At 68.6% G+C, this 18,813-nt stretch carries 12 protein-coding genes; 7 read left to right on the forward strand and 5 right to left on the reverse strand.

The genetic code is table 11. The annotated features are described in order from the left end of the window. Nucleotides 1-106: 106 nt before the first annotated feature. Entirely contained in the window at nucleotides 107-997 is an 891-nt protein-coding gene (locus V7E46_RS24680; protein WP_333770472.1) for an IS5 family transposase, read from the reverse strand. 186 nt (nucleotides 998-1,183) lie between these two features. Here V7E46_RS24680 and V7E46_RS24685 point away from each other — a divergent pair, with 186 nt between their 5' ends. Then, nucleotides 1,184-1,837 (forward strand): hypothetical protein, encoded by a 654-nt coding sequence (locus tag V7E46_RS24685; RefSeq protein WP_333770462.1) that lies wholly within the window; start codon nucleotides 1,184-1,186, stop codon nucleotides 1,835-1,837. A gap of 773 nt (nucleotides 1,838-2,610) precedes the next feature. Here V7E46_RS24685 and V7E46_RS24690 read toward each other — a convergent pair. The 3 genes from V7E46_RS24690 to V7E46_RS24700 all read right to left on the reverse strand — a co-directional run bounded on the left by V7E46_RS24690 (nucleotide 2,611) and on the right by V7E46_RS24700 (nucleotide 9,086). Then, nucleotides 2,611-7,221: an AAA family ATPase gene (locus V7E46_RS24690; RefSeq protein WP_333770463.1), complete on the reverse strand. Its 4,611-nt coding sequence runs from the start codon at nucleotides 7,219-7,221 to the stop codon at nucleotides 2,611-2,613. Next, nucleotides 7,218-8,102 (reverse strand): hypothetical protein, encoded by an 885-nt coding sequence (locus tag V7E46_RS24695; RefSeq protein WP_333770464.1) that lies wholly within the window; start codon nucleotides 8,100-8,102, stop codon nucleotides 7,218-7,220. Before V7E46_RS24695 ends, V7E46_RS24690 begins: the two co-directional genes overlap by 4 nt. Nucleotides 8,103-8,432: 330 nt before the next feature. Then, nucleotides 8,433-9,086, reverse strand: a complete 654-nt coding sequence (locus V7E46_RS24700) for a hypothetical protein (RefSeq protein WP_333770465.1) — start codon at nucleotides 9,084-9,086, stop codon at nucleotides 8,433-8,435. 449 nt (nucleotides 9,087-9,535) lie between these two features. On the opposite strand from V7E46_RS24700, the gene V7E46_RS24705 reads away from it, so the two are divergent. Next, nucleotides 9,536-10,444: a hypothetical protein gene (locus tag V7E46_RS24705; RefSeq protein WP_333770466.1), complete on the forward strand. Its 909-nt coding sequence runs from the start codon at nucleotides 9,536-9,538 to the stop codon at nucleotides 10,442-10,444. On the opposite strand, the gene V7E46_RS24710 is transcribed toward V7E46_RS24705, so the two are convergent. Next, nucleotides 10,438-10,680 carry a hypothetical protein gene (locus tag V7E46_RS24710; protein ID WP_333770467.1) on the reverse strand — a complete coding sequence of 81 codons (243 nt, stop codon included), beginning with the start codon at nucleotides 10,678-10,680 and terminating at the stop codon, nucleotides 10,438-10,440. The two genes, V7E46_RS24705 and V7E46_RS24710, sit on opposite strands and share 7 nt — an antisense overlap. A 726-nt stretch (nucleotides 10,681-11,406) precedes the next feature. Between V7E46_RS24710 and V7E46_RS33985 the strand changes: the two genes are divergently transcribed. From V7E46_RS33985 to V7E46_RS24735, 5 genes are all read left to right on the forward strand, one after another. Beyond that, nucleotides 11,407-11,640 carry a hypothetical protein gene (locus V7E46_RS33985; protein ID WP_443054335.1) on the forward strand — a complete coding sequence of 78 codons (234 nt, stop codon included), beginning with the start codon at nucleotides 11,407-11,409 and terminating at the stop codon, nucleotides 11,638-11,640. A gap of 108 nt (nucleotides 11,641-11,748) precedes the next feature. Continuing rightward, the gene (locus V7E46_RS24720) at nucleotides 11,749-12,582 is read left to right on the forward strand and encodes an AbiTii domain-containing protein (protein ID WP_333770468.1); all 834 of its coding nucleotides are present in this window, start codon (nucleotides 11,749-11,751) and stop codon (nucleotides 12,580-12,582) included. A 26-nt stretch (nucleotides 12,583-12,608) separates the two neighbouring features. Next, the gene (locus V7E46_RS24725) at nucleotides 12,609-13,289 is read left to right on the forward strand and encodes an AbiTii domain-containing protein (RefSeq protein WP_333770469.1); all 681 of its coding nucleotides are present in this window, start codon (nucleotides 12,609-12,611) and stop codon (nucleotides 13,287-13,289) included. A gap of 371 nt (nucleotides 13,290-13,660) precedes the next feature. Further along, the gene (locus tag V7E46_RS24730; RefSeq protein WP_333770470.1) at nucleotides 13,661-14,647 is read left to right on the forward strand and encodes an AAA family ATPase; all 987 of its coding nucleotides are present in this window, start codon (nucleotides 13,661-13,663) and stop codon (nucleotides 14,645-14,647) included. Between the two features lie 142 nt (nucleotides 14,648-14,789). Further along, nucleotides 14,790-17,285 carry a S8 family peptidase gene (locus tag V7E46_RS24735; RefSeq protein ID WP_333770471.1) on the forward strand — a complete coding sequence of 832 codons (2,496 nt, stop codon included), beginning with the start codon at nucleotides 14,790-14,792 and terminating at the stop codon, nucleotides 17,283-17,285. The last annotated feature ends 1,528 nt before the right edge of the window (nucleotides 17,286-18,813 follow it).

Genomic DNA, 18,813 nt, shown 5'->3' on the forward strand with positions numbered 1-18,813 from the left:
ACGACCTGATCCCAGCAAGAGCCCCACCCATGACAACTCCAACGACCGACTTGCCCACCCGTCACGGCAAACACCGTTGCAGTATTAGAGCGCGTTTGAGATCGGCTCAGGGAGCTGGTCGTAGGGGTTTGGGGCCGGGGCGGGTGGCGGGTCGTCCGCGGGTGAGGCGGCGGAGTATCACGTCGGTCATGGCCCAGCGGATCATGGTTTCTGCGTGGGCGGGTTTGCGCTCGTAGTCGCAGGCCAGGCGGCGGCGCATGGTGATCCAGGCGAAGGTCCGCTCGACCGCCCACCGCTTGGGCTGGACCTGGAAGCCGCGCTGTCCGGGCTGTTTGCGGACAATGTCCACCTCGCGGCGCAAGGTGTCGGCTGCCCAGGTGACGAGGCGGCCGGCGAAGCCCTGGTCCGCCCAGAACTTCAGCACGGTGGGGTGGTCCAGGCGGGTCCACAGCAGCGGTCGTTTCCCGCCGTCGCGGTCCTGGACACTCGCGGCGACGACATGGACGGCCAGGAGCAGGCCGAGGGTGTCGGTGACGATGAACCGTTTGCGGCCCCTGGTCTTCTTGCCCGCATCGAAGCCGCTGGTCGAGGCGGGAACGCTGTCGGCGGCCCTCACCGACTGCGAGTCGATCAGTGCCGCCGTTGGCTCCGGTGCCCGGCCCTCGGCCAGGCGAACCTTCACCCGCAGCGCATCGTGGATCCTCTCCACCGTGCCGTCGTCGTGCCACCAGGTGAAGTACCAGTACACAGTCGGCCACGGCGGGAAGTCGTTGGGCAGGTAACGCCACTGGCAGCCCGTCCGGGCTATGTACAAGATCACGTCCACGATCTGCCGACGCGGGTGCTTCTCCCGCCGCCCGCCCCTCGAACCCGTACGCGGCGAAGGCAGCAACGGCTCGACCAGGGCCCACTGTTCATCGGTCAGATCGGACGGATAACCCCGCCTCGCACCACTCACACCCAGCCCAACGATCCACCCGAACAGCCGACACGCCAGATCTCAAACGCGCTCTTACACCGTCCTGAACAGCCTGGCGTACCCGTACCCGTACCCGTGGCCGCAGCCTGCGGCCTCGCACAGGAACAGCAATCAGCCCACAGCGAGCAACGCACGACGCAGCCAGAGTAGGAAATGAGACAAAAGCGGTCGTCGGAGGGAGGGAGCGGCTGCCATGCTGATCGAGTGGATGAAGCAGAAGACCGATTGAGCCTCCCGCGGCCCCGTTGGTCGAGTCATGAGATAGCCGTCTGGGGCGGGGCCCGCGAAGATGATCTGGCCATTGCGCATGGCTACCTGAAGGTTGCCGAGATCGCTGCACGGCACTGGATCGCCCGCGGGCCGAACGACTATCTGCCCATCCCGATCCTCTACAACTATCGGCACAGCATTGAGCTGTCGCTGAAGTGGCTAATTCGGACGGCAGCACGCTGCGCGCTTCGGAATGGCTACTGCGGTGCCGAAGAGCTGAGTCCGGCAAAACTAGATGAGCGACTGCGTACGCACAACATCAGGAAGCTGGCAGACTGCCTCAATCGCTACCTTGCGCTGCTGGATCTACCCACGTCTGAACAGCGGATCGACCCGGAGTCGTGGAAGCAGCTAAACTGGCTGGACAGTGAGGATGCGACCGGAGAGACCTTCCGTTATGCGGTGGTCGGTCACGGCCCGAAAAGTGCGCAGGCCCGTCCCATGCAACAGAACGTGAACTTCTACGAGCAGGTAAACGAACTGCATAAACTCGCTCACTTGCTGTGCGGCGGCTACACCTCACACTTGGGCGTCTACGAGAACTATCAGATGGAGTTTATCGAAGAGATGCGCGCCGCAGGGTACTGAAACGCTCCCGACTATCGCGTCGAGGATCGTTGCCCAACCTCGTCCTTCTGCAGGGGTTTTCGCCCTCGCACGACGTGATCTCGACTCTTCGCCGACCCGCCGACGATCTCATCGTCGTTTGACGTCTGCCGTCTCGCCCGGCGCGACGGTGGGACCTCAGTGGGCTACGGACGAATTAACGGCCACCCTCGCTGTCTTGTTCGGTTTCGGGGCGACCGAGATCGACTGGCGCGTAGCCGATCCATCTGCGCCTGCTTCTCCGCGTCGCTATGCGACGACGTTCGACCGAAAGGCTCCTCGGCATACTGCGAGGTCCGCCCCTACCCTGGGCGGCTACAACAGAGGGAGCCGATGGGGCGAGCGGTTGGCAGCTACCGCGGCGGTCGATCCCGAGCATAGGGGATGGCATGAGACGGCACGTTCGCTCCGCCCGCCAGGGCTGACGAAAGCATCACCGGTGGCGACAGCCGTCGCATGCCGGCTATTCGAATAAGCATGTCTTTGCCGAGGTCTCCCCTCAACAATCAGCTCACCAGCGTGCTGATCCCGGGGACTTCAGCCGCCGCCGGACGCCGAGGCGTCCCGACGCCAGCCCGGACAAGCTGCCGTTCGGCATGACACCAGCCTCCCGCCTGCCCCTGGACGGGTCCGTCTCGTCGAACAGGGCCGCGCCTCCACAGACACCGGACGCCCCGATCCAGTGATCCTGCCACCGCAGTGGACATCGCCTCCCAGCCGAAATGCCCACGGCGCGGCCACCGCCGCGGAGTCGCTCAGCGGCGCACCGTGAGGGCCGCCAGACCCGCTGGTCCGCCGAAGGCGATCGCCGGGTCGGTGGTCCCCGGCATGCCGCCGTCAGGCAGGGCGCAGAGGGAAGTGAGGGGCGTGCCGGTGACCACCCGCATGAGCTCTTCCCCGGTCCACGGGTTCCAGAGGCGCACGGTGGTGTCGCTCAGGCCCGCAGTGGCGAGGAGCGGCTGCGGCATGGTGGAGGTGGGTGGCAGAAGGCCGATGGCGGAGACCGGGCCGTGGTGCCCCTCGAGTACGGGGTACGCCTCTGTCCGGGGAGCGTCCGGGGACCAGAGTCGGACGCAGCCGTCGCTGCCGCCGGTGACCAGTAGTGAACTGCCGTCCTCCGCGGGGCAGACTGCGAGCGAATGGACGGGGCCCGTGCGGCCGGGCAGGCGCAGGTGCGACGGCGCACCGACGCGGCTGAACCTCACGGTACGGCCGCTGGAGAAGGCCACGAGCGGGCCAGTCTCGGCCGGCAGAGCCGCGAGGGCGCGCACGGCCGCGTCCCCGCGGAGGGGCTCCCAGCGCTGCTCGCCGCTGGCGAGGTCATGGAAGCAGATGCTTCCAGCGCTCGTGCCGCTGACCAGGACGACATCGTCGGTACCGGGGAGGGAGAGCGTGACGAGAGAACGCACGCTCGCCGCCTGCCAACGCTGGTCCACCGGAGGGGACTGCCAACCGCGCTGCTCGTCCCAGCGGCCGATCAGGCCGTTCTTCAGGCCGATCACGACGGACGCCGACCCGTCTGGCCAGACGTGGGTGGCCAGGGCGGTCAACGTGTCGCAGTGCCATTCGGCGGGCCACGTCAGCTGCTGGGGATGCCGCCGCGTACGGCGCAGCTGCCCCCTCGCCGCCGACCGGATGCTGACGGCACCGGAACGGGCGGGCGTCAGCAGGCTGGGGCCGTCGTTCGATCCGGGGAGCACTGCTAGGAGGGAGCCGTCTCCCAACGTCTCCAGGTCGAGTTCCAGCTCCGACGTGCGCCCGGCGGGGTTCCAGATCCGGACCGTCCGGTCCAACGATGCGGACACCACGAAGGGCATCGGCTCTCCTGAATCGACCGTGATGGCAGCTTTGACCCTTCCCGTGTGGTCGGGCGGGGATGTGTAAACCTCTTCCCCCGTGGCCGGATCCCAGAGGCTCACGGGCCCCCCGTCAGCGCCGCCGAGCGCCAGCAGTGTTCCGAAAACCGGATGGGGGTAGGGCCCGAGTGAGGCCGCCGACCGCGGGATGCGCACTGCCTTGTTCTCCTCGCCGGTGAGCGCGTCGTAGATGCGCACGCTGCGCGTCGTGCTTGAAGCCGCGGCGAGCCGGGGCCGGCCCTGCTGGTCGAAGTACAGAGCGAGCGCGACCACTCCTCGGCCTTGCCCGTGCACCACGGTGACGACGTCGAGCGATTCAGCGTCGAAGAGCTCCACCGTGCTGTTCTTGCCGCCCGCGGCGAGCAGCGTCCTACCTGAGGGGAGCTGCAACGTTGCCAACGCCTTGACCGAGGGACCCATCACACCGTCGAGGGGGCTGAGAGACAGGACCAGTCCCTCCTCGTCGAAGGGATCACGGGTGATCAGCCCCGCGTCGGTTCCGACAGCCAGCCGGACTCGTCCGGTCCTGGTCCTGAAGGCGGCGAGGGCGGACACGGCTCCTGTTACAGGGAGCCGGGTCGCGTCGCCGCTCTGCGGGTCGTAGATCCAGACGCCGTGGGCGGTGCCCACCGCGAGCAAGGGGCTCTCCGCGGGGGTGGTCAGCACGGCCAGAGCGCGTACGTACGGGGCCGGCCGGAAGGGCAGGCCGAACTCCGTTCCCGTGCGCGGGTCCCACAGGCGCACCTCACCACCTTGGTCGCCCGCCGCAACTAGCGCGCTCCCGTCCGGAAGGGTGAAAGACACCAGCGAGGCGAGGGGGGTCGACGTACGAGCCAGGAGGTTGTCGGGCACCCGCAGTTGGTTCCACCGGGGTGTGACGTGGGAGCGGTAGCCGGGTAGGGGCTGTGTCGCGACCATGTTCCCAGCGGCACCACGCCCGACAGCCGTGCCCAGGAGAGACAGGCACAGGCTGTCCGCCCGAGCCGCTGCTCCTGCATCTCCAAGGAACGCTTCGATACGGGCCCAGGCGGCGAGGACTGCGGCACCAGTGCGGAAGTCGGCGGGGAGCCCGAGGGCTGCCCGGACCGTGCCGCTCGTCTCCCATGGCAGGAATCGCCAGGGGACATGCAGGTCGTCGACCAACCCGGCGGCGGCGACGTGCGCGATGAGGTGGCGTCGTAGGTACGGGTGCGGGGGCTGGTCCGGCGCCGGGGGGAGCAGCTCTCCGAAAGCCCATACGAGTTGTGCGTGCGTGGCGGTTATCGAGATCTCGGGGAAACGCTCCGCCGGGTCCGTGTCCGGGAGACCGAGTAGGAACTGTGGTGAGTACCGGAGGGTTTCGCTGATCCGTTCGTGGATCGGCCGGTACACGGTCCGCTCGTCCTCGACCGCGGTGGTCAGGTAGCCGTTGAGACGGCTGGCCATCACTTGGCGGATGGCCGCGTCCGGGTCGGCCACGGGGGTCAGGCATAGCGCCCGCACCGCGGCGGGCCAGATGTCGGCCCAGGGTAGTCCCGCCCCCTGCCCGAAGGCGGACGTCCGCAACACGGTCATAAGGTGTTCGGCCGGGGTGTCGTGCCATCGGGCTACCTCACCGAGGTCCTCGCGGAGGAGCGCCTCGGTCCCCTCGCGCAGGGTCCGGCGCCACCAAGCGTCATCGGGGCTCGGCAGGACACGCATCGAGCGAAGTCGCTCGGCGGTGATCCGGGCGTCCAGGAAGGAGGGGGACACCTCTTCGGCGACCGCAGCGGCCAGCGAGCGGTGCTGGTATAGGAGCTGGGGCTGGGCGGGGTCCAGCGCCGGGAGGTCCGGCTGCCTTTCCTCGGTGTCGCCTTGGCCGTCGTACTGAGCCTGGAGCAGCGCGCGGACGTACGCGGCGATGTCGCCCCTGGTCGCCTCGATGTCGTCCGTGCGGATCGGGTCCCCGGAGTGAGTGGCCCGGATGAGGAGCCCGAGCAGGTCGGTGGAAGGGGCCGTGGGGGTCGAGGTGGAGGGGCGCCGCGCTTCGCCCTCAGCGACCGTCGTGTATCTCCTGGGGCTGCGGACGCCCAGAAGCAGCCGGACCGCGGGACGTCCATCCGTATCCATGCGCAGTTGGGTGAGGGGGCGGAGCAGGTCGGTGATGACGCGTGTCGGGTTTCTGGCCTCGTCGATGCCGTCGACAACGAGGGTCAGGGGCCGTCCCCGCAGCAGGGCGAGCTCCCCTACGAGCTTGCACAGCGCCACCACTGGGCCCTCGTCCAGGGGCTTCGATGGCGCTCTGGATGCCGTCCGGGTGCGTGCCGTACTCGCCGTGGCGAAGACGCTCGGGGAGCCGCCGAGCGCCTCGTACAGGGTCTGGGCGAGTTCGTCCGGTTCGGAGTTGCGGGCGAGCACGGCCGCGTCCACCGACCCCACCGGGACGTCGAGTTCCTCGGGGATGTCGGCGATGAGCGGACCGTAGTGCAGGTTCGCGCGGAATCGGGCGTCGCTGAGGGTCACCATGCGGGCCAGGAGGGCGGATTTCCCCGAGCCAGCCTCGCCGGTGACGATGAGTACGTTCTCGGGACCGACCAGGAACGCGAGCACCCGCTTGACCAGTTCGGTGCGCCCGGTGAAGTACCAGCCGGGGCCGCCGGCTCCCGGCAGACCGGCGGCGCGCGAGATCCAGTACGTGTCCAGCTCGGTCCGGGTCCACCCGACCTGGCTGAGGGAGGCACCGAGTACGGGTTCGACGGCCGTGTAGCCGGGGTTCGGAAGGCAGGGGCTCGGCTGTTGGTGCGCCCTCTGGACAGTGGCGGATGGGGTCGGCCAGATCTCGTGGACGTCGGCCATGGTGTTCGCGTCAAACACCGCGCCGACGATGCCCTTCCAGTCCTGCCAGCTGAGGTGGGACCCGGCATAGCCGTTGGCCCGGTCCGCGCAGTGCTCGTGAGCGGCCCGGAGTAGATTGGTGAACTGACCGAGCCGGGGCCTGCTCTCGTCGTTCCCGGCCGCGAGTACGACGAGCGAGCCGAGCGAGCGGCGCCCCTCTCGGAGCGCCTTCAGGTTGGCCTTGAGCTCGGTTTCGAGCCGGCCGGAGAAACAGGAGTCGACCATCACCAGAACGTGCGTGGCCCGGGAGTCCAACACGGTCGCGATCAGTTCGGCGGTCGGGAAGGCAGTGCTGAGCGGCCGGTCCTCGTAGGAGTCGGGCAAACGCAGGAAGTGCTGCGGGGAGTTGGCGGGGGCCAGACCGTGGCCGGTGACGTAGACGACGAGGGCTTCGTCGTCGTCTACATCGGCGAGTTCCTCGTTCAGGAGGAACTCCCGCAGGTCCCTCAGATCACGGAGCTGCTTGGGCCGGGCGGGGGCGAAGCGGCGCCCGTCATCGAGGCTGGGATCGGCCCACCAGCCCTCCACAACGGTCACCTGCGCCGAGACGCCCGCGCTGAACTCCTGCTGCTGTACCGGGGTCCCGTCGTCGTACTCGGTGACGGCTATAACGAGGAGGCGACGGGCGTACGTGCCGGGCACCGGGTCGCGCGTCATGGCCGGCCGCCCGCCACTGCGCGGGCAACCGGCTCGCTGCGGAGGTAGCGCACGGCGCTGTGGGGGTCGCCCACGCCGTTGCGGACCGCGGCATCGACCAGCCCCGGCGCCACACGGCACAGCCCCGCGCCGCCGGTCACCACGTCGTCCGGGTCGTAAACGTTGATCCACCGAACGTGGCCGGGCAGGCGCAGGTGGTCGCCGTCCTCGATCTTCATGAGCCGCCGCACCGAGGGGATACCCAGCGGGGAACCACAGGTGATGAGGGTGTGGACAGCGGGCCCGGTGGCATCTCCGGGTGTCCGACCCGCGGCTTCGTCCTCGTAACGGAACAGGTCGTAGGCAATGACGCTGCCGAGGGAATGGCCGATGACCACGGAGGTGGTCTGGGTGACGTAATCCCGGACGAATGCGCGGACCTTGACGGCCAGGTCCGGCTCCGTCAGATAGAAGCGAACTTCCCGCATCCGCTGGACAAAGAACTGCCCGCCGCCGCCGGGGAAGCGGTGGTCATAGGCCATCAGCAGTCGGGTGATCCGGGTCGGCCAGAGCTTCGGCGGGCCCAGTCCGGCCAGCGGCTGTTCCTCGGCGTAGGCCAGGTCCTGCGGCCCGACGACGTCACTGAGAGCCTCCGCTACGAACTGTTCCTCCGCCGGAGTCATCCACGCGCCGTAGGGATCTTCCTGCGGGCCCAACCGGTCCGTAGCCCTGGCGAGCAGGGAAGTCCAGTGCGGCGTGAGGAGCGGGGGCGGTCGGTCGGGCCGGTCCGTGAACTCCTTGATGCCGCGCCCGAGGGCCTTCCCCCAGTCCCGGGTCAACTGCTCCTCCGAGGTCCTGGACTGTCCGATCCCGTGCACCCCGACGATCTCCGCTGCCCGCATCCGCTCCCCACTCCGCCCGGCCCGTTCCGTGCCGCCATCCATCCGCCGTTACGGGCGACCGTCGACCATCGGCACACGGTCCGGGTTTCCGGGTCGTCGGCCGGATCATGATTGTGCTGTATGTGGACAGGACTTGTCGCTCGATCGGCCGGACTCCCGAAAGACCCTCGCCGAGAGCATGGCCGAGTCAGCAGGGTGCTCGAAAACATCCTCGCCCGCCAAGTTGTCCTCCAAGAAGAGCAGCCGGCGCGCCCTGGCGGCGTTCCTGAGGTGCCGGGGAATTGGTGACGACTGACGGCGACATGCGGGGTTCGGGACTGCTCGAAGGACTCACACCAGCTCGGGTTTGCAGAGCTGGCAGGAAAGCTTCTGCGCGGAGAGCGTACGTACCTGATGGGCGGTCAAGAGATCCGGGAGTCGGTCCCACCTGGCCTCCCCACCATGGTCGGCGTCCTCCGGCTGGAATTCCTCGAGCCGGGCCAAAGCCTTGTCGGGGCTGTTGAGGGTGTGGCAGTCCCAGCGGTGCAGCCGGTTGCGGGCCTGGCCGAGCGTGTACGTCGCGCCTGCCTCAAGTTCACGTTTCAACCGGGCGATGTCCTGCTCGCCCTTCGCCCGCTCGCTGCGCAGGCCCTGGCAGGCCAAGCACAGGCCGCTGGGGCGGTCGAAGCAGGAGAAGCGTCCGCAGTCCGAGCACGGAGCGCACCCGTCGGGTGTCTGCGGGGGGACCAAGGGCATGGGATGGGGGATCACCGTCCGGCCGTGCCAGGTGACCAGGCCGGCGGCGGCCAATTCGTCGAGATGATGCTGAAGTCCTTCGGATCTGTCGATACCGGCAAGGATCCCGAGGTCGCCCATACTGATCGGGGTCTCCGCAGTAGCGAGCAGAACCACGTACAGCAGGCGGCCGGCCGGGCTGATACCGGAGTCCAGGAGCGTGTCGCGGTGGAGGGTGATGACGGGCAACCGCCCTGCATGGTTGGGCACTTACTCCTCCAGGGTGTGGCATCCGAATCTATCCGACGGGCCTGCTCGCGCTGGCGTGGTCGGTGACGATCTGGGGGCGACGGCTGCTACCCCCTGGTGCCGCGTTCGCCACCGATGTCCCCATTCACAGCGGCGATGTTGGAGGACGGGGCAGACATCCTGGGGAGGGACCTACGTGGCCGTGCTGGTGTCGCGGCCTCGATATAGCCGAGTTGCGGCCCCTGTGGGTGCGAGATGCGGTCCGCCGGAACCTTCAAGTGGTCCAGCCAACCCCTGCCGTTCCCTGGATGCCGTCAGCGCAATCTCGACGATGCCGTGTCCCTTTTCGATCGGATCTGCCAGTGGGCCTATCGCAGAGCCGCGAAGAGTCATGCGGAGTCCGGCCATGTCAACCAGTTGGTGTGCGCGGATCGGTGACGCACGAGCTATCGGTGCGGCAAGATCACGGCATGGACGAGGAGATCGACGCTGAGGTGAGGGCAGCGGTGCGGCTGGCCGGTCGGCGCGAGGGCTTGGTGGACAACCACATGTATCGCCCCGGCCCCGACTTCGGCCCTCGGTCCGCGTCGTTTCGGCTGCAGCTGTTCACCGCGTCCGGGCTGCGCCCGGTCGCTGTTGCCACCCAGACCGTTGACGAGAGCCCAAGCCTGACCAACGCCGCTGAGCGCTACGCCGAGGCAGTCTGGGAGCAGCACTGCCCCCGCGAGCCCGAACCCCCGCTGTGGGTACAACGGCAGCTGTCGGCCGACCGTCCGCCCGCCCACGGGGACGAGCAATGGCAATTGGTCACCTTCGCCGACGCCGAGCCCTTCGAGCTCCACATACCGCGGTGGCACACCCTGACCGACGACCAACTAGACCAACTGGTCGGCTCTCCTGTCGACCCCGGTCGTGGCGCCGGATACGTGCCCCGGCCAGCCGAGCCGGAGCCCGAACTGTACTTCGAGGTCTGGCCGGTGAGTCGACTGCCCCGTCCCGAACCGTTCCGGGAACCCCGGTGCATGCCTGGCGGCCCCCCGCAGTGGAGGCGCCTGCTGCACTCAGCGCTACCCACGGGCTGGACCGCCTGCTGCTGGTACCACGGCGGAGACTGGCACGCCGTCACCTCCCCCGCGCTCACCGTCCTGGACCTGGCACACCGCGAGGATGTCCCCGCCGAGGCGATGGCTGACTACGCAGACCAGTACGCCCGGGCTGAGGGCGCGACCGTCTGGCAGCGCCAGGCACTGGCAAGCCTGTTCAGCCTGGCCAACGCGATCCAGCCCGGCGCTGAAGGCCACTACATCAACGGGCAGCACCGCGCCCAGGCGATGATGGATGCCGAAGTCCCCCGCACCGTAGTCCTCATCCATCACTGACCCTGATCGCCGGCCGGGAGCGCCCAGCGACCGCCCGCAGTGTGCGAGTCGGTGTAGGAGCCGTTGATACTGCTGTCCGCGCTGCCAGAGCCACCTGGCTTGCTCAGCCGAACCTGCGCGCCCGGCGCCGGTGGTTGCGCCTCGTCGGCGAACGTGGCCAGCGCCCGGGCCGGATCCTGTTCGCCGACTCCGCCCAGACAGGCCAGCAGTTCCCGGCCGACCAGGTTCAGCAGCACCTCGGCAGCATCGCGCGGTCGGGAATCAGCCTCAGATCCACCACGGCAGCAGCGCTGCCGGGTCCCACCGTCGGCATCACCACGCCGATGGCCGCAGTCGCCGCCCCGCCCAACCCGATCCTGTTCACCACGCATGGAGCGCCGCCCGGAACGGCCATGGCCGCCACGTTCCACCCATCCGCCTTCGCCGCCCTCACCCGCTGGTACGGGCCGCCCGCATCCGCGCTGACCACTCACACCCTCGCCAGCGGCGTGGCCACCGCCTTCGCACCGCTGACCGACGTGCTGGCCGGGCATCTGGGATGGCGGGGCACCTACACCGCGCGCCGCGATCCTGGCCGCCGTCACCATCCCCGCCCACGCCCTCGGCCTGCGGGCCCGGTGGCCGGCGGCGCCACCCGGTCCTGGCAGGAGCGCGACCGGTCGCGACGCCGTCGCCCGCAGCAGGCCCATCCTGCTGCTCGGCGCCGCACTGACCCTCTCGGGCTTCGCCCTCTACGCCGTCGTCATCGGCCTGGTCCCCCTGCTCACCTACCGCGGGGCAAGTACCACCACCGCGGCACGGGCCCTCGGCCTCGGCCAGACCCTCGGCTACACCCTCTACACCACCCTCGCCCGCCGGACTCGCACCGTCCTGCGCACCGCCGCGCTCATCGCCGCAGGCGCAGCCAGCACCGCTCTGCTCACCGCCGTCCCCGGCCCGATCCCCCTGCTGATAGCCTCGCCATGCTCGCCGGCACGGTCCGTGGCAACCTCACCCTCCTGCAGGCCACAGCCATCACCGGCCGCTGGGGCACCGCCCGCTACGGCCGCCTGTCCGGCCTGCTCGCCGCCCCCGTCACCGGAACCGCCCTCGCAGGCCCACTCGGCGGCTACCCCCAGCTCTTCACCTTCCTCGCGGTGATCTCCGCCATCGGTGCCGTCCTCGCCTGCGGCACAAGGGCTCCCGAGAAAATGTGACCCGGGCGCAGGCGCAGGAGGCGCTCAGCCGCCCAGGGACATGTAGGTGGCCAATCGTCAGTGACGCAGTAGGCGCGAACTGTCAGTAGGGCACGGCAGACTGGATCCGTGACGACATCCGACGTCCGGGGACTGGAGCGGCTCGAACACGCAGTCCTGGACGACAACATCCCGTTGGCTACTGCCCTCCGGCAGTGCTTGATGCTGGCAGGGTATGCGCAGCATCGTCAGCTGCGAGGCTGGGCATTGAAGGAACTGGAAGGATATCCGGCAGCCGATGAGCTTCCCCCCTACCGCCAGGTGCCGGCCGCGCTAGAAATCGAGGCCGACCTCTACCTGCCAGGTCAGATCGTGCGGGGCAACACCCAACGGATCAGCTCGGGACAGCTCCCTCGCCCAGCCCGCGACCGCGGAATCGGAGAGAGCGCACCGATCCGGCAGGGCGTAAAGGAACTCGAGGCGCTGGTGGCCCTCGGCAACAGGACGCTGCGCCTCAGCCCGCCCGGCTCGGCTGAGTACGCCCTGCTGATGACGCAGGAACAACACCAGCTAGGAAACGATGCCTCCACCATCACGTCGCTGCACTGGGACGTCTCCGTAGCCAGCATCGCCGGAGTCCTCGATCACATCAGAACCCACCTGACGCAGTTTGTTGCAGAAGTGAGAGCGTCCATGCCCGCCGGTCAGCAGAACCCCAATCCGAGCCAGATCGAGTCGGCCGCACAACAGGCCCTCAACATCACCGGAGGTGACGGCTCCACGTTCCACATCGTCGCCCCGACCGCGAAGGCAGACCGCGGAGCCACCGCTAGCGCCAACGTCAACGAACCCACGCCACCGACTCCGCAGCCCTGGTGGCACCGCACCTCGGTCATCTGGAGCGCTGTCGCAGCAGTCGCGGCCGTCGCGGCCGTGATTGCCACGGTGGTCGTGTCAAAGTGAGGTTCCGCCGAGGCCGCCTCGACCGGATGGAGGACGATGTCCTCGATGAGAACCGCCGGTTGGCCCCTATCCTGCGCCAGGTCATCGCCTTGGGAGGCCAGGCCCACTCCCAACCGCTGAGGACCTGGGCACTACGGGAGCTCCAGGGCTACGAAGGCACGGATGTGCCGATCCCCGACTACCGGAGGATCCCGGCACCTTTGGTGATGGACGGTCTCACCGCCAGATTCAAGTTCCGGGAACAACCGGTCAGCTCCTTCGACCTGCCCGACTTCGCCCGCGACAGCCTGGGCGACGGAATCCGGTTCGGGAAGACCATCGGCCAGATCGAGTCGCTGATCGCCGGACGACCAGGCGACAGCGTGCGGATCGCTCCGCCCATGGCTGCCGAACTCGCCGTGTTCATGAGTCAGAACTCCCACCGGCAGGTGCTCCGGCTGTACTGGATGGTGGACCCCTCAGCCCTGGAAGGCATCCTGGACCAGGTGCGGACCCGACTCGTCCAGCTGGTCGGCGAGCTCCGGGCAGCTATGCCACACGGCCAGAAGGACCCGACACCCGACCAGGTGGCACAAGCCGTACAGAGCATCAACATCACCACGGGTGACAATTCCTCTGTCACCGTCACCGCACCGATAGCAGTCGCCTATCGCCGCGGGGTAGCGCGTGCCGAAGCCAGCAGCGAAGAGCCTGCAACCGGTCGTTAGCAAGAGGTGACACCGGTCCTTGTGGTCGCTGGGCACCCCGGCGGCGAGCCTTCCTGCGCACCGCGGTGTTCACGCCGCGGAACCGGCTGGTCCGCGACCACGACCACGCGAATCATTACGTCTTCCGCCGGCGCAGCGTTCCACAGCACACGCGATGAGCCGCCCAGGTCCCTTTCAGCGTTACAGTCCGACCAAGATCGCAGCCTTCCGACACTGTCCGCACAGGCGCCGCAACCCATCCGGCTGCTCGCGTACTGGCGACGGCACAGCGCGACGGGCCGTACGATGCGGACGGGGTTCTCCCGGGATCCCGGGTAGGTATCCAGCAGAGCGACATTTCGACAGCCGAGCCGCGGAAGGGTGACAGGCGTATGACAGCGAACGCCGAACACCTGAAGGCTCTGGTCAGTGCCCACGCCGAGGCCGACGACGACCGCTTCTACAGTGTGGCCCTGCAGGTGGCGGCGAAATCCGCCCGGCAGGGACAGGGCAAGTTTGCTGTGGAACTGCGGGAGCTGGTCGAGTCCGCAAGGCAGCACCAGAACGCGGCCGGCGCAGGCCGAGGCCCCACGCCCGTGGTCCAGCCACGCGGGGAGCTTTCCAGTCTGCTGACGGCCGGATATCCGGACGCGCATCTGGACGACATGACGCTCGATGGCGAGCTGCGGGCGTCACTCGATCGGGTGCTGCACGAGCAGCGGCAGCGTGCGCGGCTGGAGCGGTTCGGTTTCACGCCGGTTCATCGGATCCTGTTGTCGGGCCCTCCCGGCACCGGCAAGAGCATGACCGCCGCAGCACTGGCCGGCGAGCTGAAGCTGCCCCTGTTCACCATCCGGCTGGACGGGCTCATCAGCCGGTTCATGGGCGAGACGGCAACAAAACTGCGCCTGGTCTTCGACGCTGTCGCACAGACACGGGCCGTCTATCTGTTCGACGAGTTCGACGCCCTGGGGGCGGAGCGGACTGCGGGCAACGATGTCGGCGAGGCCCGTCGGATCTTGAACTCCTTCCTGCTGTTCCTCGACGAAGCACCGTCGGAGAGTCTGGTCGTGGCCGGCACCAACCACCACCAGCTCCTGGATCGGGCTCTGTTCCGCCGCTTCGACGTGATCGCAACCTATGGTCCCCCCACACCGGAACAAGCGGTGCAGGTTATGCGCAGAAGGCTGGCCGGAATGGATACCGGCACACTACGGTGGGACGCCGTGACAGAAAGTACATCCGGGCTCAGTCATGCCGAGCTGGTCAAGGCCGCCGAATCCGCAGCCAAATGCGCCATTCTCGCCGGGCGGGACACCGTGGACGAAGCACTTCTCCTGGAGGCGCTGACCGAGCGGCACGCGTCTCACCATGCCTGAGACCGCAGCCCCGGGTAACCCCACTCCTCACCTGGTCGTCCCGTGGCAGGCCCGCACCCTCACTCCACGCCCCGAACCGTCCGGCGGGAGCGGACCCGCCCTGACGGACCGCACGGACCGGGCCGGTCACGCTGCCGGACTGGTGGATGGCCTGCAGACCGCCGGACAGGAAGCCGCCCAGCTTGCCCGGGCAACACCGGACGCCTATCAGCCCGACGGGTTCGCGATCCGCGTGGAGGCCGCACGGGACAAGTCACTGACGCTGGACAAGTTCGACGGCTCCGGATTGACGCTGCTCAGCAGCCACCCCCAGACCGACGACGCCTCCCAGGACGTTGTGGTCTGGGTGCCCTTCAACAAAGTTTCCTCGTTTACGGAGCGGATCACCGCTTTCACCCAGGACACCGACAGCGGTAACCCACAGCAGGCCGCACTGGTGGCCAACATGGAGCAGATCCACAGGGCACTCCTGGGGCACCTCTGGCAGGAGAAGGGGGAGCTTCCGTCCCTGGACGGGACGAGGTGGTGGGAGCTGTGGTTCGACCCACGGATCTCGCCCACCGACCCGGTGGCCATCCTGCGCGCCCTTGCCGAGGAGCGGCACTGGCAGGTCGGCGACCGGGCCATACGGGTCGGTGAACGACTCGTCGCCCATGTCGCCACGACCGGCCGGCAACTCACGGCGCTGCTGGCGACAAACGCCTGTCCAGCCGAGATCCGCACACCGACGTTCGCCGAGGGCCTCTACTACGTCGACCAGACCTTCCGCACCGGCCTCGTCGCCGACCTCACCAGGCGTGTCGAACCGGCCGGCCCGCATGCGCCGGCCGTCTGCGTTCTGGACACAGGGGTCGCCCAGGAGCACACCCTCCTCAAACCCTCGCTTCACGAGCGGGCCTACTCCGTCGTGCCCGGAACGACGCCGGCCGACCGCGCCGGGCACGGTACCCAGATGGCCGGCCTGGCACTGTTCGGCGACCTTGCCTCGGCGCTGGAATCGCAAGGTCCGGTGGTACTCGGACACGGCCTGGAATCGGTGAAGATCCTTCACGAGAGCCGGGCCCCGGCCGCACTCCCCCGCACCTTCGCCGAGACGACCGCGAACGCGGTTGCCACGGCTGAGATCGGAAACGGCGGGCGCGCACCGTCGGGCCGGGTCTTCTCGATGGCCGTCACACGGCAATCCGGTGACGGCGTGAACGGCACCGACGGCACACCGACCCTGTGGTCGGCCACCCTCGACGCCTTGGCCGCAGGCACAGATGTTGCCGTCCACGATGACCGCATCGAACTGATCGGTGCGCCCGACCCCGCCGCGTCAAGGCTGATTATTGTAAGTGCCGGCAACATACGCGGGCCCCTGCCCCGCGACATGCGCTCCGAGAACGGTGAGCTGGACCCGCTCCAGCTATCCGATCTCTCCCGTATCGAAGAGCCCGCGCACGCGCACAACGTACTGACCGTCGGCGCCTACACCGACCTCGACGCCATCCCTGACGGGCCGATGTTCGAGGGGTTCCGTCCCCTGGTCGCGCCCGGTGGCCTGTCGCCGTTCAGCAGAACCTCGGTAGCGCTGACCGACGCAGCCGTGACCAAGCCCGACATCGTCCTGGAAGGCGGCAACCTACTCGTCGCCCCGGACGGGAGCGTCCTGGACGAGCACGACCTCCTCAGTGTCGCCACAACCCATCACGACCCCGCCCGCCAGCTGACCTGGACGAACGCCACCAGTGCCGCCACCGCCCAAGCATCTGCCCTTGCCGCACTGGCCATGCGCACCTACCCCGGCCTTCGGCCTGAGACGATCCGGGCACTGCTCGTCCACGAGGCCCAGTGGACACCTGCCATGGTCGACCAGGGCCTGTTCAAGCCCACCGGTACTCCCAAGCACACCAAGGGCACCCTGATGCGGCAGGTGATCCGCCGCTACGGCTGGGGCGTGCCCACCGCCGAGCGGATCATGAGCAGCGCCTCCAACGCCGTCACGATGATCGTCGAGAACTCCCTGGTGCCGTTCAAACGTGGCCCGGGTAGCCAGGTCAAGCTGGCGGAACTCAAACTCCACGAACTGCCCTGGCCGCTGGAGCAGCTCCGCGACCTGGCCGAGACGACAGTCAACCTCCGCGTCACGCTCGCCTACATGATCGAGCCCAACCCCGGACGCCGCGGCATGCTCGGCCGATACAGTTACGCATCCCACGGCCTGAAATTCGCGATCAAGGGCCCCACCGAGTCAGGGGACGCCTTCCGGAGCCGACTCGCCGAACAAGCCGAGCACGAATCCGACGGCACCGGCAACCCCAAGGCGTTCGAGTCCAATTCCCGCTGGCTGGTCGGCCCCAAATTCCGGAACCTCGGATCACTGCACGCCGACGTCTGGCGCGGGTCAGCCGCGGAACTCGCAGACTGCGGCGTGCTCGCGGTCTACCCGGTGGGCGGCTGGTGGAAGGCGAACAAGCGCGCCGACCGCATCGGTCGCCCCGTCCACTACGCACTCCTGATCTCCTTGCGGACCCCGGACACGACCACCGACCTCTACACCCCCATCGCCACGCAGCTCGGCGTGCCGGTGACGGTCACACCCTCCGCACAAAGCGACATCACCGACGGCATCCCCATCCAGCTGGAATTCGGCTGATGGAATCGGGAGAAGCGTCCCGCAGCGTCCATCCGAAGGTTCATCGACCGCCCGCTCCGGACACCGCGCCTAATGCTGCCGGTGAGGACCGACACGATCACCGGCCGGGCTACTCGTGCGCATAATCCGGCTCGTTCGGCAGGTCGTAGGCGGTCAACAGGTCCTCTATGCGCTGGTTCGTGAGGGACTGCCGGTCGTAGAGGCATTTGGCGTAGCGGGTGAGGAGTACTTCGACGCTGTTGCCGGCGCGTTGGGCGACTTCGGCGGGGTCGGCGCCTGCTGCGAGCCAGGTCGACAGGGCCGAGTGGCGCAGGTCGTAGGGGCGTTTGCCGAGCGGGGTGGCGGCGAGTTCGGGTGGCAGGGCGAGGGCTCGGGCGTCTTTCCAGGCGCGGTGGATGGTGGTGTAGCCCAGGATGGTGCCGCGTTCGGTGGAGAACAGCCGCCCGTCGGGTGCGGTGCCGAACGTCCGGACGCTGTTGCGCCAGATGGCGACCAGGTGGGGTGGGAGGGGGACNCCGTCGGGTGCGGTGCCGAACGTCCGGACGCTGTTGCGCCAGATGGCGACCAGGTGGGGTGGGAGGGGGACGATGCGGACCTCTCCGGGCGGGCGGCTCTTCAAGCCGCGGTCGTCGTGCATCTCGCCGCTGTCTGTCCACCTCTTGCCCGCCTGTGGACGGGTACGGTGCAGAACCAGGCGGCCCCAGCCGCTGGTGGGCAGGGTGCAGTCCGCCAGGGTCACCGCGACGGCTTCCTCCGGTCGCAGCCCGGCGTAGTACATGCCCGCGAACAGTCCGACCAGCCGGCGCCCCCGGGCCCGCTTGAACCCGCCGACGTAGGACAGCGCGCCCAGCAGGTTCTGGGCCTGCTGGGGATTGACCACCACCCGCGGGTCGACCGCACTGGCCTGCTTCGGTGCCCGCCAGCGGATCCGGTCCAGCGGGTTGCTGCCCAGCTCTCCCTGCTCCATCGCGTAGAACAAGGCATTGACCAGGATCCTGCGCTTGCGCCCGGACGTGTACGGAGCTGCCGGCGTGCCGTCACGCTTCACCGACAGCGCCTCCAGCACCGCCCGGGCCACGGCCGGGTCGTGCAAGTCGATCAGCGGTCGGGACGCCTTGGCCACCCATGCCAGCACCAGCCGGTCCTGAGGGGGTATCTCCCGCGCTTCCGGCCCCGGCACCACGAACGCCCACGACCGCAAGACCCGGTGCAGGACCGCCTCCGTTGGCCGGCCGGGCATCTCCCACAGCATCGCCCGCGATACGAGCGTCAGCGCCTCGCTCGTCCCGTTCCGCGTCGTCGCCGCACGCCCCACCCAGTGATCGCGGGCATACCCGGTCGCGAACGCGTACCAGGACAGCTCCGACGGGCCACGCGGCCCATACCCGCCCTGCCCGGCCGGCAACAGACTCGCCCGCAAAGCGCGCGCCAGCTCCGCGCCGAACTCCCCCGCCACCTCCACCACTCCCGGACCACGCCCGACCGGGACGGCATGCCGAACCGTCCGCCCCCGGCACCGGCCCACCCC

This window comes from Streptomyces sp. IBSBF 2435 (genome assembly GCF_036815005.1).
Taxonomy (GTDB): Bacteria; Actinomycetota; Actinomycetes; order Streptomycetales; family Streptomycetaceae; genus Actinacidiphila.

Bases quoted from the DNA above. Each gene is read 5' to 3' on its own strand.
- V7E46_RS24690 (WP_333770463.1), bottom strand. From the start codon at position 7,221: ATGACGCGCGACCCGGTGCCCGGCACGTACGCCCGTCGCCTCCTCGTT.
- V7E46_RS24695 (WP_333770464.1), bottom strand. From the start codon at position 8,102: ATGCGGGCAGCGGAGATCGTCGGGGTGCACGGGATCGGACAGTCCAGG.
- V7E46_RS24705 (WP_333770466.1), top strand. From the start codon at position 9,536: ATGGACGAGGAGATCGACGCTGAGGTGAGGGCAGCGGTGCGGCTGGCC.
- V7E46_RS33985 (WP_443054335.1), top strand. From the start codon at position 11,407: ATGCTCGCCGGCACGGTCCGTGGCAACCTCACCCTCCTGCAGGCCACA.
- V7E46_RS24725 (WP_333770469.1), top strand. From the start codon at position 12,609: ATGGAGGACGATGTCCTCGATGAGAACCGCCGGTTGGCCCCTATCCTG.
- V7E46_RS24730 (WP_333770470.1), top strand. From the start codon at position 13,661: ATGACAGCGAACGCCGAACACCTGAAGGCTCTGGTCAGTGCCCACGCC.